Below are 17,754 nucleotides of genomic sequence, written 5' to 3'. Positions count from 1 at the left end.
AATTACTGGCCCATAAGTAATTTTAATAAGGCAATTGCGGCTTCGCTTATTTTTGTGCCCGGACCAAAAACGGCCGCTGCACCTGCTTTAAAAAGGTAATCATAATCTTGTTTTGGTATAACCCCACCAACAATTACCATTATATCTTCTCTGTTAAGTTGCTTCAATTCTTCAATTACGGCAGGTACTAACGTTTTATGCCCCCCAGCTAGGGAAGAAACACCAAGAATATGTACATCGTTTTCCGTAGCTTGTTTGGCTACTTCTTTTGGTGTCTGAAACAAAGGTCCTATATCCACATCAAAACCTAAATCTGCATAGCCAGTTGCAACCACTTTTGCACCACGGTCATGACCATCTTGTCCCATCTTGGCAATCATGATTCGTGGTCTACGGCCTTCCGATACGGCAAATTGGTCTGCCAATTCCCTTGCTTTATTAAAGCTGTCGTCGTTTTTAATTGCTTTAGAATACACCCCTGTAACTGATTGGATTTTTGCTTGATGCCTACCAAAAACTTGCTCTAATGCTTCGCTTATCTCACCTAAGGTTGCTCTTTCTTTGGCAGCTTCTACTGCTAAAGCTAATAAATTATCGCCTTTTTCTTTTTTTGCTTGGGCATTTGCGGCTTGTGTTAATTGTTCTAGACACGATTTAACTTTAGAATCGTCTCGAGATGATTTAATTTGCTCCAAGCGGTTTAGTTGTTGTTGGCGAACCTTGTTATTATCTACCTCTAAAATTTGCAATTCTTCGTCTTCTTCCAACTCGTATTTATTAACACCAACCAATACTTCTTGTCCACTATCTAATTTGGCTTGTTTTTCTGCGGCTGCCGCTTCTATACGTAGCTTGGGTATGCCAGACTCAATAGCCTTGGTCATACCTCCTAATTCTTCTACTTCTTGTATGTATTCCCATGCTTTTTCTGCAATTTCATGGGTAAGTTTTTCAACCAAAACACTACCTGCCCAAGGGTCTACGGTTTTTGTTATGTGTGTTTCGTTTTGTAAAAATAATTGGGTGTTACGTGCAATTCTTGCAGAAAAATCTGTTGGTAAGGCAATTGCCTCGTCCAATGCATTGGTATGTAAGCTCTGGGTGCCGCCAAATGCAGCAGCCATGGCCTCAATATTTGTTCTTGCTACGTTGTTAAACGGGTCTTGCTCCGTTAAACTCCAACCACTGGTTTGGCTATGTGTTCTTAGCATCAAGGACTTTTGGTTTTCAGGCTTAAATTTTGCTACCATTTTTGCCCATAACATACGGGCGGCACGCATTTTTGCTATTTCCGTAAAATGATTCATGCCAATACCCCAGAAGAAAGATAATCTAGGTGCAAATCCATCTATTTTTAATCCTGCTGCTAATCCCGTTCTAATGTATTCTATCCCATCTGCAAGGGTGTAGGCTACTTCTAACGGAGCCGGAGCTCCAGCTTCGTGCATATGATACCCAGATATACTTATACTGTTAAAGCGAGGCATATTTTTACTGGTATATTCAAAAATATCTGCAATGATTTTCATGGAAGGTGTAGGAGGGTAGATATAGGTATTTCTTACCATGAATTCTTTTAAAATATCGTTTTGAATGGTGCCAGAAAGCTGTTCCAAAGCGACACCTTGTTCCAAAGCGGCAACAATGTAAAACGCCATTATGGGTAATACGGCGCCATTCATGGTCATGGAAACACTCATTTTATCTAAGGGTATACCAGAAAATAGAATTTTCATGTCTTCAACAGAATCAATAGCAACCCCTGCTTTACCAACGTCCCCTAAAACACGGTCATTGTCACTGTCATAACCGCGGTGGGTAGGTAAATCAAAGGCAACCGACAATCCTTTCTGGCCAGCCTCTAAATTTCTGCGGTAAAAAGCATTGCTTTCTTCCGCCGTAGAAAAACCGGCATATTGTCTAATAGTCCACGGTCTGCGTACGTACATGGTAGCGTAGGGCCCTCTTAAAAAAGGCGCAATGCCAGCGGCAAAATTTTCATGGCCGTAGTGATTAGGTAATTTAGTTGATTTATCTACAAGCTTAAGGTCTTTTGTGGCTATTCTACTCATTTTCTAATCGCTTTTTTTCCAACTGTTCTGCTAATCTTCTGGCTACAATAGGCGGAATCAAGGTTTTTCTAGATTTTTTCTGTAAAAATGGATGTTTGTCTAGTGCGCCTCCCATTTTGTCCGCTTTATTTTGAAAAAGATTCGTGCCTATTGATTTTAAAATACCATCATTGAACATTTGTTGTTCTTTTTCCGCAACTTCTTTTATTTTTTTTTGAATGACCCCTTTCTTTAAATTGACTAAAAAGCCACCAGAGGCTTCAATTTGTTGGTACAATTCCAGTGCTTTTTGGGCTAATTGATACGTTATGCTATCTAAAAAATAACAGCCCTCTGTGCTAGCTGGTGCATCGTTAAAATAGGCCTCTTCTTTTAGCAACAGTAATTGATTTCTGGCTATGCGTTCGCTAAACTCGTGCGGGTATTTATAAAGCAGGTCATAGGGATGGTTCACTACCATATCTGCACCACCCAAAACGGCGGCCATACATTCTGTGCTCGTGCGCAGTAGATTTACATTATAGTCGTAAATAGTTTTATTACGCGTTGCAGGTTTAGCGGTTATTCTTAATTGATGTGCTAGGTTATGTTCCGTTTGTAAGCTTTCCCACAACCAGCGATATGCCCTTAGTTTGGCGATTTCGAAAAAATAATTTCCACCAATAGAAAAGGTTGTATTTAGTAGAAGAGGTTTTTTAATTTGATTAAGATATTCAGTGGTATGTGCCAAGGCATAAGCTAATTGCTGTACGCAGTTTGCCCCTGCATTACTATAAACAGCGGCATCTATGGATAATCCAACATGGTTTTTAGCTGTTTTTTCTAGTAAGGATTTAAGTAGTTCTTCGTCTTTCTCCATGTTTAGATACCAATTTCCAGATTTGGCCAGATGGCCAATGGTATCTACATGTAAATGAACTTTGTTTAGATAGGGACTAAGTTCTTTTGTTACTTTTTTGAAACCTTCAACCTCCAAAGTAGTAAGGTCTAAATGTATTGGATGTTCAGTATTCAATAGGTCATGGAACAAAGTAGGAAAATGGGGTAACGTGGCTTCAAGTACAAAATAAATAGCCTCAGCACCCTTGTTTAAAGCGTTTTTGGCTTTTTTATTTGCAATTTCTGCATCTGTAACACTAATATGTTCTCCTATGTTCCAAATATGATTGCTTGGTAATCTGTATTTGGGTATATCGGCAACATCCTCCGCGTTGTAAAAGGGTTTTACCTTAATACCTTCAATGCTTTCCCATACTAAGGTGTCATTGTAATCGGCACCTTTAAGGTCAAATTGAATTTTCTGTTTCCACTGTTTTGCGGTAACCGGTGAAAATTCTGAAAAAAGTGCAGTTTTAGTCATAATTGGGTTATTGCAAACAGATAGTTGTACTATTTGTTTTATTCTTTTTGTTGTAGGCTATCCTCAAATTCTATCAGAAAAATTTCTTCATTATCTTTTTTCATATAATAGTTTTCTCGGGCAAATTTTTCTAATTCGTCTTTACTAGAAAGTTTTTTAAGCATTTCTTGGTCGTGCTTAATTTCTTTTTGTAAAAACTCTTTTTTTTGTTCTAGTTTGTCAATTTCTTGTTGTAGTTCATGATGTATTAACAAGGAGTTGGTGTCAAAAAAGGCCATCCAAATAACAAACAAAGTAAGCACAAGCACATAGGTGTTGGTCATTATCTTAAACCACTTTTTCTGTCTAAGTGCTTTTAGTCCCATAACTAAATAAGTTTATCATTTATTATGGTCCTAACCATGTCTACAGCTACTGTGTTGTAATGATTGTTAGGTATAATTATATCTGCAAATTCTTTTGAGGGTTCAATAAATTGGTTGTGCATAGGTTTTACGGCGGTTTGGTACCTGTAAAGTGCCTTTTCCAAATCATGGCCTCTTTCCCTAATATCTCTTTGTAACCTTCTTATAAGACGTTCATCAGAATCTGCGTGCACGTATATTTTAATGTCGAATAATTTACGCAATGCCGGATTGCTTAATACCAATATGCCTTCTACAATAACTACTTTTTTAGGAGCCGTGGGTATACTTTCGGGTAAACGGGTTTCTTCTACAAAGGAATAAACGGGTATGTTAATGCTTCTACCGGCCCTTAACTCATTAAGATGATGCATGAGCAAATCAAAGTCGATAGAATTAGGGTGGTCAAAATTTACCTTGCTACGTTCTTCTTTGGTTAAATGCGATAAATCATTGTAGTAAGAATCTTGAGAAATCACGACCACTTCGTTCTCTGGAAGCTCATCCACAATTTGTTTAACTACCGTAGTTTTACCACATCCGGTACCTCCAGCAATCCCTATAATCAACATGAACAAAAATTTAGGCCAAAAATACACAATTGGTGCTTTTATTAAAGCGAATTACACTTATCCATTTTAAAATTAAATAAGTTGCTACACTTTGGTAGAAAGTTAAGCGAATTTGTAAAATCAAGACCTCTTTTAATTGAAAATTTGCTAATTATTTAGCAAATAAACTATCTTTAAATGCGATTAATTTAATGGATTGAATGGAAAATAGATATATTGTTAAGGTTGGCGAAGACCATACCTTTGAATTTTCACAAGAAGACTTGGATCAAATAGACCTAATCAAAACAGACCAAAGAAATTTTCACCTAATTCATGAAAACCAAAATTATGCGATTTCTTTTTTGGAGTCTAATTTTCAAAAGAAAAGGTACCAAGTAGAAGTAAATGGCATACAGAATAGCGTACACATCCAAAATCCGTTGGCAACCTTGATTAAGGATATGGGGCTAAGTGTGGGTGCTGCTACGCAGGTTGGTAGCTTAATTGCTCCTATGCCAGGCCTTATTTTGGAACTTTCCGTTACTGTTGGGCAAGCAGTTAAAGAAGGTGAAACCTTGTTAATATTAGAAGCTATGAAAATGGAGAATGCATTAACCGCACCAAGGGATGGGGTAATAGCGGCCATAAATGTAGGGCAAGGAGACGCGGTAGATAAAAAACAAGTTTTACTAACTTTTGAGGACTAAACATGAAAAAGATATTAGTTGCCAATAGGGGAGAAATTGCCCTTAGGGTTATGAAAACGGCCAAGAAAATGGGCATACAGACCGTGGCGGTTTATTCAGAGGCAGATAGGAACGCGCCCCATGTAAGGTTTGCAGATGAAGCGGTGTTTTTGGGCCCTGCTCCAAGTAACCAGTCTTATTTATTAGGAGATAAAATAATTGAAAAAGCAAAACGCTTAAATGTAGATGCCATACACCCAGGTTATGGTTTTTTGAGTGAAAATGCTGGCTTTGCCGAAGCAGTAGAAGATGCTGGTTTAACCTTTATTGGGCCAAAATCTCATGCAATAAAAATTATGGGAAGCAAACTTGCAGCAAAAGAAGCTGTAAAAGCCTATGATATACCCATGGTACCAGGTATTGAAGAAGCTATTTCAGATGTAGAAAAAGCTAAGGTGATTGCTAAAGAAATTGGTTTTCCCATACTTATAAAAGCTTCTGCCGGTGGTGGGGGTAAAGGTATGCGTGTGGTAGAAAAAGAAGAAGATTTGTCCCAACAAATGGAACGTGCCATTAGTGAGGCAAAATCAGCCTTTGGAGATGGTTCTGTTTTTATTGAAAAATATGTAAGTTCTCCCCATCATATAGAAATTCAGGTTTTAGCGGATACCCATGGTAACATATTGCATTTTTTTGAACGCGAATGTAGCGTCCAAAGAAGGCATCAAAAAGTGGTAGAAGAGGCACCTTCAGCGGTGTTAACTCCAACTTTGCGCAACCAAATGGGCGAAGCTGCCAAACGTGTGGCCCAAGCTTGCGATTATGTGGGGGCCGGTACGGTAGAATTTTTGTTAGATGCAGACCATAATTTCTATTTTTTAGAAATGAATACCCGCTTGCAAGTAGAACACCCAGTTACGGAGTTAATAACGGGAGTAGATTTGGTAGCCTTGCAAATAAGCATAGCAAGGGGAGAAGCACTGCCTTTTAAGCAAGAAGATTTAAAAATAAACGGACACGCTATGGAGCTTAGGGTCTATGCAGAAGACCCGTTAAACGATTTTTTGCCCAGTGTTGGTAATTTGGAAACCTATAAAATTCCTACTGGTGAAGGCATACGTGTAGACAATGGTTTTGAAGAAGGCATGGATATACCTATTTATTATGACCCTATGCTGGCCAAACTAATTACCTACGGCGAAACCCGTGAAGCCGCTATTTCTAAGATGATCACCGCAATTGCTAATTACAAAGTCGAGGGCGTACAAACAACCTTGCCTTTTGGTGATTTTGTAATGAAACACGAGGCATTTACTTCCGGTGATTTTGATACCCATTTTGTAAAACAACATTACACGCCAGAAGCCATCAAAGAAAATGAAAAGAATATAGCTAGAATAGCTGGTTTAATGGCACTGAAACAATATTTAGAGGATAAAAAAATAGTAAGATTGCCCATTCAATAACACTATGGACGATAAGATTAAAATATTAGAGGATAAGATTGCCAAAGCCCATTTAGGCGGTGGTAAAAAAAGAATAGAAAAACAGCATGCCAAAAAGAAGCTGACAGCAAGGGAACGTATAGATTATCTCTTGGACGAAGGTTCTTTCGAGGAAATGGGCATCTTGGTTACCCACAGAACAACCGATTTTGGTATGGAAGACCAAAAGTTTTACGGGGATGGTGTGGTTACGGGATATGGTACCGTAGATGGGCGTCTAGTCTATGTATACGCCCAAGACTTCACCGTATTTGGTGGTGCATTATCAGAAACACATGCAGAAAAAATTTGCAAGGTAATGGACCTAGCGGTTAAAGTAGGTGCGCCAATTATTGGGCTAAATGACTCTGGTGGAGCACGTATTCAAGAAGGGGTACGTTCTTTGGGTGGCTATGCAGACATTTTTTTTAGGAACGTACAGGCGTCTGGTGTAGTGCCACAAATTTCTGCTATTATGGGCCCTTGCGCCGGTGGGGCGGTTTACTCTCCTGCCATGACAGATTTTATTATGATGGTAGAACAAACAAGTTATATGTTTGTTACTGGGCCTAACGTGGTAAAAACCGTAACCAATGAAAATGTAACTTCTGAAGAATTAGGAGGTGCAAGTACGCATGCTTCCAAGTCTGGAGTAGCTCATAAAACTTCTATTAATGATGCGGCATGTTTAGAAGATATTAAACAATTACTTACTTATTTACCTCAAAATAATACGGAAAAAACAAAAAAGCTTCCCTTTGACCTTGGAGAAGAGCTGCGTCCAGAACTAAAACAAATAGTACCGGATAATGCCAATAAACCGTATGATATGCATGCGGTTATAAATGGGATAATAGATGAACAATCCTTTTATGAAATCCACAAGGATTATGCTGAGAATATCATCACCGGTTTTGCAAGATTGGGTGGTAGAAGTATAGGAATTGTTGCTAACCAACCCATGGTTTTAGCTGGGGTGTTAGATGTAGATAGTTCTATTAAATCTGCTCGTTTTGTACGTTTCTGTGATGCATTTAATATACCGTTATTGGTGTTGGTAGATGTTCCAGGATTTTTACCAGGTACGGATCAAGAGTGGAACGCTATTATAACCAATGGTGCTAAATTATTATATGCTTTAAGTGAGGCAACCGTACCTAGGGTAACCTTAATAACACGAAAGGCATATGGCGGTGCCTATGATGTGATGAATTCTAAGCACATTGGAGCCGACTTTAATTATGCGTGGCCTTCTGCGGAAATAGCGGTTATGGGAGCTAAGGGTGCTAGCGAAATTATATTTAGAAAGGAAATAGCAAATGCAGTAGATTCTGAAGCAAAACTATTAGAAAAGGAAAAAGAGTATGCAGATAAGTTTGCAAACCCGTACAGAGCTGCAAATAGAGGCTTTATAGATGAGGTTATTTTACCTGAAAATTCTAGACGTAAGTTGCTTAAAGCGTTTGCAATGCTAGAAAACAAAGAAGTAGTTGCTCCTAAACGAAAACATGGAAATATACCTTTATAATCAATTAATTAAGTTTTAAAATAGTTGACACATCAATTTTAACTTAACAAAAGTTAAACATATAAAGACGGGCTTATCAAAAAAGGTGGAGTAATTTTGCCAGATGCAAAATACAGCGCAAAAGCCAAAGTTCGAATTTATTGCCTTAATGGCTTCTCTAATGAGTATAGTGGCATTGTCTATAGATGCTATTTTACCCGCTATTCCAGAAATTGGTGCTTCTATAAATAGCTTAGATCCAACGGAAAACCAGAAGCTGGTTACTATGATATTTTTAGGTTTGGGAGTGGGTCAATTATTTTTTGGCCCACTTTCCGATTCCTTAGGCAGAAAAAAAGTGGTGTATCTGGGTTTTGCCATTTTTATAATTTCAAGCGCCGTTTGTGTATTTGCTCCCAACCTGGAAATTATGTTGTTTGGTAGGTTGTTGCAAGGTATAGGACTCTCTACCTCAAGGTCTATTTCTATTTCTATGATAAGGGACTTGTACGAAGGGGATATCATGGCCAAAGTGATGTCTTTTGTAACGGCTTTTTTTATATTAATTCCTGTTGTTGCGCCCGCCTTTGGTAAATTAATGTTAGACATAGGCGGATGGCAGTTTATTTTTTACTCACAGGTTTTCTTCGCCGTTTTGGTGGCAATTTGGTTCTGGAAAAGACAACCAGAGACGTTACATGAAAAGCACAAAAAGAAATTCTCTGCCAGTCTGTTTTGGAATGGTTTTAAAGAATTTATGAAGCATAGGGAATCGGTAGCGTTTACTCTTGTTTCAGGTTTGGTAACCGGTGCTTTTTTGGTCTACTTAAGTGCCTCTCAGCATATATTTGAAGAAATATATGGCTTAAAAGAGGTGTTTCCGTATATATTTGCGGGTCTAGCAATATCCATTGGTTTGTCTACTTTATCTAATGGTACAATGGTAATGCGTTTTGGCATGCGCAAACTGTCTTTAACGGCCTTAGTTGCGTTTTGTTTAATTGCTTTAATCTATGTTGTTTTGTTTTGGAATGCGCCAAATCCAAGTATCTGGGTTTTGGTAGTTTTTCTGTCACTTCAATTTTTCTGTTTGGGTTTTATGTGGGGTAACTTTAGAAGTATTGCCATGGAGCCCATAGGGCATATTGCAGGTATTGGGGCGGCTATTAACGGATTTTTTTCTACCGTAGTCTCTATACCTATAGCCACCGCCATAGGAAGCTATGTGGATGATAGGGTATTACCACTATTTTTAGGCTTGGCTATTTGCGGTCTAATTTCGTTGGTAATCTTTTTATTTGTAAAAAGAGCTAATAGATTGGCTGCTGCAACTACTTAAACATATGCATTTTACCTGCGCAAGAATCGCTATCTGCACCCGTTACAGAGGCTAAAACGTTAATAGACCCCTGCTGCTTAAGAACGCCCATAAAAGCAAAAATCATAGCTTCTTTAAAATCAATTATTGTTTTATCCGGTAACACCATTTCAACGGTGTTGGGTAAATAGGTTTTTAAGTTTTTCATGCCGAAAGCGTTTAAAGCCCCACCACCGGTTATTAATAACTTTGTAGGTTTCTTTTTATCGAATTCCTTTATGACTTTGGCAATTTGGTAATTATTATGCTGAACAATGGTGTGCAGTATATCTTCTACTTTATTGGTTTTATACGTTTCCAATAGAGGAATTACATCAGACTTGAACCACTCAATACCGGTACTTTTTGGGTACTTTTTTTGATAATAGGGTAGTTTGTTCAGGCTATTAAAAAGTGGTTCAATTAATTCGCCAGATTCCGCTAATTCACCATCCTTATCGTAACTCAATCCTAAAGGGGCTACCAAATAATTAAGCGGCATATTGGCCAGACCTATATCAAAAGCAATACGCTCGTTGTCATGTTCTAAACTAATATTGCTGATGCCACCTAAATTTAAACAGTAATCGTAATCTGAAAACAATAGGGCATCGCCAATTGGTACCAATGGAGCTCCTTGTCCGTTTTTTGAGACATCTAAAGTCCTAAAATCATTTATACAAGTAATTTGGGCAGCTTTAGCAAGTTCTGAACCATCGCCTAGCTGAAAAGTAATTCCTTCTAAAGGCCTATGGTGACTGGTATGGCCGTGACTAGCTATAAAATCTACCTTAAGTTTTTCAATATCCAAAAATTGCTTTGCTTGCTCACCAAGCCATCTTCCATAGCTAATGTGCAAATGTTGATGTGCTTCTTCGGTTAGGTGAATCGCATTTTTTAATTGCTCCCGTAAATCAGTACCATACGGTATGGTTACACCCTTGTTAATTATAAAATTCCATTTTGCTTTGTCCTTCCAAAATTCGCAATGGGCAATATCCAGACCATCCAAAGACGTTCCAGACATTAAACCTAAAACCGTATAACGTTGCTCCATATTAATCTAAGTTTACGGGTAAGCTGCCATACAAAGGCAATGGTTGTAAAAGTTGTTTAGCGGCTTGTTCTTGAAATTGAGGAAAATCTTGATACACTACATAAATTTGCTTGGCTTTTTTGTAGTGGATTGTATTTAAAAACAACGGGTTTCCAAAATTATAGAGCACTACATCTTTCTCCTTGAGTAACTTATTGATGCGTTCCAGTTCTAAAGCGGTGAAGCCAAAATTATTTGCAGGTTTAATGGATGGTGGGGCCAAGGCCAATACAATTTTATTATTTAATGACTTACCCATAGCTCTTTTGACAATAGAAGATTCCGTTGTTAAAATCGATTCAAAACGACTTAAGTCCTTGCCCATAGTTACCAAATTGGTTTGGGCATCTAAATAGGTACTTGTATTTATATCAGGCATTAACTTAGTTAAGCTTTTGGTAGCCGTTTTAGCAATTAGGGTCTCGTAGGATAAATAATTTAATTGAGGTTTTGCAGCAAATGCTTTGGATTTTAAAATTTCAAAGCGATTATATTTTTTATTTATTAATGCTTCCGGTGCTTGTTCTACTATTTTTTGAATTCCTTCGCTAACATGTTCCGCAAAACAAAGTACGTCCATGCCGGCCATAAATGCGTGGTATTCTACAGCTCCTTTTTCTTGAAATTTTTTAGAAATACTATGCATATTCAATGCATCTGATATTATAATACCATCAAAATTCATTTTTTTCCGGATATACCGGTCAATAAGAAGTTTACTAAGTGTGGCCGGCAGTGCTGAATCGCCGGTAATTTTGGGTAATGCCAAATGCCCAACCATAACAGCATCTAATTTTTCTTTTTCTATTTGATAAAATGGAAAAAGTTCTTGATTAAGTAATTCATCTTCCGTCTTCTCAATCTGTGGCAATCCTAAATGTGAATCAACTTCGGTGTCTCCATGCCCAGGAAAGTGTTTTACGGAGTTCAGGATTCCTGTTTCACTCATTCCGGCTATAAATGCTTGTGCTTTTTGCAACACCTTGTTTTTATCGGAACCAAAAGAACGGTAGCCAATTACCGGATTCTTCGGGTTGCTATTTACATCTAATACGGGGGCTAAATTCCAATGTATACCTGCTTCTAAACAATCTCTGCCAATATTTTTACCCGCTTCTCGTATCAAGTCTAACTCCTCTTCCGGTAAAGCACCCAAAGTAATGGCGTAAGGATATTGGGGAGTGTTTTCTACTCGCATGGCCAATCCCCATTCTGCATCAATAGCAATAATTAAGGGTGTTTTTGCTGCTTTTTGATAGCGTTGAATCAAGGTTTTCAGTTGGTCTAAACTGTCCTTGTTGTAAAGCACTTCTTTTTTACCCTCAAAATTAGTGGCTGCACTGGCTCTACTATGAAAAAAGCAGATAGAACCAATGTAATGGTTGGCTATGAGTTGCTCTAGGCGTTGTATTTCTTCTTCAGAATCATTTATAAATGCGGCTGGCATAAATAACTGCCCAACCTTTTGCTTTAAACTTAGCTTGTTTTTCATTAGAAATTAGGTTGTAGTTTTTTTGCCAAAATCAGCGGGGTAATCTAAATAGCGTACTATAACAAGAACGGGTAGGGCGGCGAAAACTACCCAGACGAAAAAACCTTCATAACCCAGCCATTCTTGAATATAACCACTCACCATACCAGGAAGCATCATGCCTAAAGCCATAAAGCCTGTGGCTAAAGCATAATGGCTGGTCTTGGACAACCCTTCTGCCACGTAAATTAAATAAACCAAGAATGCAGCAAACCCAAATCCATAACCAAATTGTTCTATTACTACGGTACCTACTACGGCAGCAATGTGGGTGGTGTTTGTAAGAGCCAATAAGGCATAAAACACGTTGGGTAAGTTTAGGGCCAAGATCATTGGAAACATCCATTTTTTTAATCCGTCCCTAGAAATTAAAATACCACCTAAAATACCGCCAATAGAAAGCATTATTATTCCTATGGTTCCATAAATGGTGCCAACCGCTTCGGTAGAATAGTTTAAGCCACCAGCAGCTTTGGAATCTAGCAAAAATGGGGAGGCCATTTTAACCAATTGCGATTCGCCTAAACGATAGGTGAGGATAAATGCCAACGAAAGCCAAATGCCTTTTTTCTGAAAAAAACTGGTAAAAATGGTTATAAAGTTGGTTTTTGTTTGTTTCTGTTCTAGTTGGTTTGGTTCAACCTTTGGTGCGGCAAACATGTTACCTAAGGTCATGAGTAGCATTAGAACGGCCGTGCAAACCATAGTTAGGGACCATGCCTTATGGTTGTCTCCGTAAGTATTTTCTAAATAACCAGCTAGAATTACGATTAATCCTTGCCCGGTTATCATTGCCAATCTATAAAAAGTACTTCGCATGCCAATAAAAAACGATTGTTTTTGCTCTGTTAGGGCAAGCATGTAATAGCCGTCAGAAGCTATGTCGTTAGTTGCCGAAGCAAAGGCCACCATCCAAAAACAAGCCAGGCTGGCTGTTAAAAACACATCTGTTTTAAGGCTAAGGCCAATACCCAAAAAAGCAAGGGCAATTACAAACTGCATGCTTAAGAACCATTTTCTTTTGGTCCATTTTAAATCTATCAAAGGGCTCCAAAGTGGCTTTAAAACCCAGGGTAAATACAACCAACTTGTGTACAAGCCAATTTCTGCATTGCCTAAGCCTAATTGCTTGTACATAATTACAGATAGGGTAACTACAATTACATAAGGTAGACCTTGGGTAAAGTAGAGTATAGGCACCCAAAGCCAAGCATTCTTGTCTTTTTTAATTTCCATTGGTTGTTTTTAGGTTGATAGGTATAACTTGACTTGGTTGGCCATATTTTGTTCGAAAAACCGCGTAAAATTTCTTTTTTCCTTTAACAACGTTTCTAGGGATATAGAATGAGTCACTTGGGTTAAGATACTGTTTTCCTAAGATATTTTTTGGGGTTAATTCAGGCTTTTTCAAGTAAATTATTTGTTTTAAGTCAGTATCCGAAACATATTCAACTACATAGCCATCTGCTTTCTTATTTACAGTCTTAATATCCATATTTAGTGGAAGGGTAACTTCATAGAGCTTTGAAAGTGCTGGAGTTAATGCATTGTGCTTGTAAACTTTCCTTTTTAGGGTCTTAACTATTGTTTCTTTGTTGGCAGTGAGGGATTTAGCACTGAAAAATGCGTTTCCATTTATAGTATTGGTTGCTCTGGTTTTATTTAGCTGTTTGGGAAGTTCTAAGGGGTTGTCCCAGGCTTTGTCCGCATTGTTGTAAATTTTATAGGGGCCGTTACCAATATATAGATTTATGTTTTCTATGTTAGACGCCCACCAATCCGTTAGAATATTATAGGACGCAGGAGCGTAATCCAAACTCCAATACAATTGCGGAATTAAATAGTCTATATAGCCTTCTTTATCCCAAAGTAGGGGGTCTGCAAATAAATTTTCGTAAGTGGTTTGCCCGGCATTGGTTAACGAGCCTTTGGTATGTGTGGTACTATTTTTCCAAACACCAAAAGGACTAATGCCAAAATGTACCCAAGGTTTACTGTTTTTTATGCTCAAATTCACCTTTTTTAATAAGCTATCTACATTGCTACGCCGCCATTCTGCCAAGGATTGGTTGGGTAGGGCGTATTGTTGGTAGGCAAGGGAATCATTAAAAACTTCGCCTTTTATGGTGTAAGGATAAAAATAATCATCAAAATGAATGGCATCAACGGCATACTTACTAACTACTTCGTTCATAATGGAGACTAAATGTTCCTGAACCTCTGGCAAACCGGGATTATAATAATATTTGGTGCCATAAGGAATCATCCAATCGCGGTGTTTGTAAAAATCATGCGTAGGGGCAAGAGATGAGGTGTCTAAGCTCATTGTAGCCCTGTAGGGGTTTAACCAAGCATGGAATTCCATGCCGTTGTCATGGGTTTTTGCTATTAACCATGGTAATAGATCTGTGGTGTCTTTTGGCGGATTACCCTCCTTACCTGTTAGGTATTTGGACCACGGTGCTAATTGGGTAGGATACAAAGCATCACCGGCAGTTCTTATTTGAACTATGGCTGCGTTAAAATTTAGCGCTTTGTAAAAGGATAAAAGTTCTAGATAGTCTTTCTTTTTTTTAGCTATGTCATCGTTTCCGTTTTTGGGCCAATCTATGTTGGCCACGGAAGCAATCCAGACACCCCTAAACTCTGTTGTAGCACTAGGCACTGCTTTAAATGTAGAGCAAGAAACGGCAAAAAACAGCAAAATGGAAAAAGGCAGTAGTTTTCTCATAAAATATAAAGCTAAAAAGGCCTACCAAAAATAGGTAGGCCTAGTGGGGGTTAAACTAACAAAATAGATTTAATCGCTGCAATAAATTGAAAGTTAAAAATGTTCTATTTTTTAAAATGGTATTGAACAAAACCTTCCATTGCTTCATATTCGGCTAGGCCTAACGCATTATATTTAAAGGCCGTTTCCGTGTTACGTTGTTGTGCTCTCTGCCAAAATTCTCGTTTATCGTTTCCTGGGAACATGGCACTATCTTTTTGGGATTGGTGCTTAAATATGGCATTAATTTTACGTTTCATATCCTTAGGGCCAATAGGAACGGCCATTTCCATATCCGCAATATCCCATTCTTGCCATGCACCACGGTATAGCCATACATAACAGTCTTCTAACCATTTTGCACCCTGCTCCTGTAGTCTTTCTAATGCCAAGAAAATAATTTGTAAACAAACCCTGTGTGTACCGTGGGGATCAGACAAATCTCCTGCTGCAAATATTTGGTGCGGTTGTACTTTATTTAATAAGTCTACCGTTAACTGAATATCTTCTTCTGAATGTGGTTTTTTCTTAACCGCACCGGTTTCATAAAACGGTAAATTTTGAAAATGTGCGTTTTTTTCTGGAACACCGCAATATCTACAGGCCGCTAACGCTTCCCCTTTTCTAATTAATCCTTTGTATTCTTGAATTTCAGGACTGTCTACCTCTCCTGGTTTTTTGTTGTTGATGAATTCACGTACCGCCTTCATTTTAGAATTCAATTTATCATCTTTATCTACCTCCGTAGCAAAATCTAAAAATCGAATTACTTCATCATCAAATACGGCAATATTTCCAGATGTTTGGTAAGCCACGTGCACGTCGTGCCCTTGATCAACCAAACGTAAAAGGGTTCCTCCCATAGAAATGACATCATCATCTGGGTGTGGACTAAAGATTAAAGATGTTTTAGGATATGGATTAGCGCGTTCTGGTCTATTGCTATCATCTGCATTTGGCTTGCCACCTGGCCAGCCAGTAATGGTGGCTTGTAATTGGTTAAAAACCTTAAGGTTAATTTGTTCCGCAGATCCTATTTCTGCAATTAAATTACCCATTCCGTACTCATTGTAATCTTCATTGGTAAGCTTAAGTATGGCTTTTTCCAATTTTTCAGACAGCCAAATGGTTGCCTTTTTTATAAGTCTATCGTTCCAATTAACTTCTCCTACCAACCAAGGTGTTTCTATACGGGTAAGTAAAGAACCGGCAGCTTCATCTATAATATAATCACAGTTGGGATGTTCCTGTAAAAAGGTTGCAGGTACACTTTCCCTTATCTCACCTTCTACGGCTTCTTTTATTATGCGCGATTTACCTTCGCCCCAAGCCATTAAGATTATTCTTGTAGCACTCATAATAGTGCCAACCCCCATGGTTATGGCACGTTGTGGTACGTTTTCTTCTCCAAAGAAATCACTTGCGGCATCTAATTTGGTAACACGGTCTAAGCGAACCAATCTGGTTTTACTACTAATACTAGAACCCGGTTCATTAAAACCAATGTGTCCTGTTCTACCAATACCCAGTACTTGAATGTCAATACCGCCTAAATCTGCAATTTTTTGCTCGTATGCATCGCAAAACGCTCTAATGTCTTCTTTTTTTAGCGTGCCATCTGGTATGTGGATATTTTTTTTATCAATATCTAAATGGTCAAAAAGATGCTCGTTCATAAACCGAACATAACTGTGGATAGAGTCCGGTTGCATAGGATAATATTCATCCAAATTAAAGGTTGCAACGTTTTTAAAACTCAATCCATCTTCTTGATGAAACTTAACCAAATAGTCATAAACCTTAGTAGGAGTAGACCCTGTTGCCAATCCTAACACGGCCATTTTTCCTTCTTTCTGTCTTTTGCGGATAAGTTCTGCAATTTCATTTGCTACATAAAAAGAAGCACTATTAGAATCCTCATGGATCATGGTGTTTACTTTTTCAAATTTTCTAATTTCTGGGTTATCGTTATCCAGAATAGATTGCTGTTTGGTGAGCGTTTTGGACATAAGTCTGTAATTTCTGATTTAAAAACAGCACAAAGTTATGAAAAAATCTAATATTTGCTGTTTTATGCTGTTTTATTTTCATTTTACTGCAAATAATAACTTTAAATTAATATTATAATAGCATAAAACAGCAATTTTGAGAATTCCATATATTTGCAACATAAATTCATGAAATGCTCAAAGAAGAACGGCAACGAATAATCCTTAATGAGGTAGAATTACATAATAAAGTACTTCTTATGGATATAGCGGAAAAATTAGACGTTTCTATAGACACTGTTAGAAGAGATGTAAAGGAGTTAGATGCGGATAGTAAACTAAGAAAGGTGCATGGTGGTGCGGTATCCTTAGGTTTTGCCAATTTTAGCCCATCTAGAAATAATGTTTATGCTTTAGAGAAAAAAACAACAATTGCTGAAAAAGCCATTAAGCTTATAAAGAATAATAGTGTAATATTAATAGACGGGGGCACTACATGCTTAGAGCTGGCAAGGCTGTTGCCGGTAAATTTAAATTTAACTTGTTTTACTTTAAGCTTACCCGTAGCCATGGAACTTTTAAATAAACCTAATGTAGAAACCATTTTTATAGGAGGTAATTTATCTAAGGACTCCCAGATATCCTATGGGGCCAATACTATTAATAACTTATCCCAACTAAAAGTAGACTGGGCCTTTATTGGAACGGGCTACGTAGATGCTACTTATGGTCTTACGGAGTTTGATTGGGACATTGTACAAACCAAGAAGGCTGTAATTAAAGCTTCCAAGAAATCTGTATTATTATGCATTTCAGAAAAATTAAACTCGCAACACCGTTATAAAACGTGCGATTTAGCACAGATAAATACTATGGTTACGGAATTAGACCCGGATCATAGAGACCTTAATCCTTTTAAAAACCAAGAAATTAGTTTGCTTTAAT

At 37.9% G+C, this 17,754-nt stretch carries 14 protein-coding genes; 5 read left to right on the top strand and 9 right to left on the bottom strand.

The window, feature by feature from the left end; translation table 11 throughout:
* Window positions 1–2 precede the first annotated feature (2 nt).
* Genes scpA through udk form a run of 4 tightly spaced genes read right to left on the bottom strand, consistent with a single transcriptional unit; the run spans window position 3 to window position 4,408 of the window.
* Complete coding sequence (gene scpA / locus ACXAGS_RS07860; RefSeq protein WP_474906003.1) at window positions 3–2,072, bottom strand: methylmalonyl-CoA mutase; 2,070 nt, start codon at window positions 2,070–2,072, stop codon at window positions 3–5.
* Window positions 2,065–3,432 (bottom strand): methylmalonyl-CoA mutase subunit beta, encoded by a 1,368-nt coding sequence (locus tag ACXAGS_RS07855; RefSeq protein ID WP_474906002.1) that lies wholly within the window; start codon window positions 3,430–3,432, stop codon window positions 2,065–2,067. Before ACXAGS_RS07855 ends, scpA begins: the two co-directional genes overlap by 8 nt.
* 38 nt (window positions 3,433–3,470) lie before the next feature.
* A complete protein-coding gene (locus ACXAGS_RS07850; protein ID WP_474906000.1) occupies window positions 3,471–3,797 on the bottom strand; it encodes an FtsB family cell division protein in 327 nt (108 codons plus the stop codon).
* Window positions 3,798–3,799: 2 nt separating this feature from the next.
* A complete protein-coding gene (gene udk / locus ACXAGS_RS07845; RefSeq protein WP_080319317.1) occupies window positions 3,800–4,408 on the bottom strand; it encodes a uridine kinase in 609 nt (202 codons plus the stop codon).
* 200 nt (window positions 4,409–4,608) lie between these two features.
* Here udk and ACXAGS_RS07840 point away from each other — a divergent pair, with 200 nt between their 5' ends.
* From ACXAGS_RS07840 to ACXAGS_RS07825, 4 genes are all read left to right on the top strand, one after another.
* Window positions 4,609–5,097, top strand: a complete 489-nt coding sequence (locus ACXAGS_RS07840) for an acyl-CoA carboxylase biotin carboxyl carrier protein subunit (RefSeq protein WP_474905999.1) — start codon at window positions 4,609–4,611, stop codon at window positions 5,095–5,097.
* Between the two features lie 2 nt (window positions 5,098–5,099).
* Complete coding sequence (locus ACXAGS_RS07835) at window positions 5,100–6,542, top strand: acetyl-CoA carboxylase biotin carboxylase subunit (protein WP_474905998.1); 1,443 nt, start codon at window positions 5,100–5,102, stop codon at window positions 6,540–6,542.
* 4 nt (window positions 6,543–6,546) lie between these two features.
* A complete protein-coding gene (locus tag ACXAGS_RS07830) occupies window positions 6,547–8,088 on the top strand; it encodes an acyl-CoA carboxylase subunit beta (protein WP_474905997.1) in 1,542 nt (513 codons plus the stop codon).
* A 103-nt stretch (window positions 8,089–8,191) separates the two neighbouring features.
* Window positions 8,192–9,406: a multidrug effflux MFS transporter gene (locus ACXAGS_RS07825; RefSeq protein WP_474905995.1), complete on the top strand. Its 1,215-nt coding sequence runs from the start codon at window positions 8,192–8,194 to the stop codon at window positions 9,404–9,406.
* On the opposite strand, the gene ACXAGS_RS07820 is transcribed toward ACXAGS_RS07825, so the two are convergent.
* From ACXAGS_RS07820 to nagB, 5 genes are all read right to left on the bottom strand, one after another.
* Entirely contained in the window at window positions 9,399–10,481 is a 1,083-nt protein-coding gene (locus ACXAGS_RS07820) for an anhydro-N-acetylmuramic acid kinase (RefSeq protein WP_474905993.1), read from the bottom strand. The genes ACXAGS_RS07825 and ACXAGS_RS07820 overlap by 8 nt on opposite strands.
* A gap of 1 nt (window position 10,482) precedes the next feature.
* Window positions 10,483–12,012 carry a glycoside hydrolase family 3 protein gene (locus ACXAGS_RS07815; protein ID WP_474905991.1) on the bottom strand — a complete coding sequence of 510 codons (1,530 nt, stop codon included), beginning with the start codon at window positions 12,010–12,012 and terminating at the stop codon, window positions 10,483–10,485.
* A 6-nt stretch (window positions 12,013–12,018) separates the two neighbouring features.
* Window positions 12,019–13,287 (bottom strand): MFS transporter, encoded by a 1,269-nt coding sequence (locus ACXAGS_RS07810; RefSeq protein ID WP_474905989.1) that lies wholly within the window; start codon window positions 13,285–13,287, stop codon window positions 12,019–12,021.
* Window positions 13,277–14,782, bottom strand: a complete 1,506-nt coding sequence (locus ACXAGS_RS07805; protein ID WP_474905987.1) for a glycoside hydrolase family 10-like protein — start codon at window positions 14,780–14,782, stop codon at window positions 13,277–13,279. Before ACXAGS_RS07805 ends, ACXAGS_RS07810 begins: the two co-directional genes overlap by 11 nt.
* A 104-nt stretch (window positions 14,783–14,886) precedes the next feature.
* A complete protein-coding gene (gene nagB / locus ACXAGS_RS07800; RefSeq protein ID WP_474905985.1) occupies window positions 14,887–16,830 on the bottom strand; it encodes a glucosamine-6-phosphate deaminase in 1,944 nt (647 codons plus the stop codon).
* Between the two features lie 173 nt (window positions 16,831–17,003).
* On the opposite strand from nagB, the gene ACXAGS_RS07795 reads away from it, so the two are divergent.
* Complete coding sequence (locus tag ACXAGS_RS07795; protein WP_474905982.1) at window positions 17,004–17,753, top strand: DeoR/GlpR family DNA-binding transcription regulator; 750 nt, start codon at window positions 17,004–17,006, stop codon at window positions 17,751–17,753.
* Window position 17,754: the final 1 nt, after the last annotated feature.

The organism is Croceivirga sp. ABH4_376 (genome assembly GCF_056160685.1).
The sequence above is the reverse complement of the archived record's forward strand: the minus strand, read 5'-3'. Positions and strand labels throughout refer to the sequence as shown.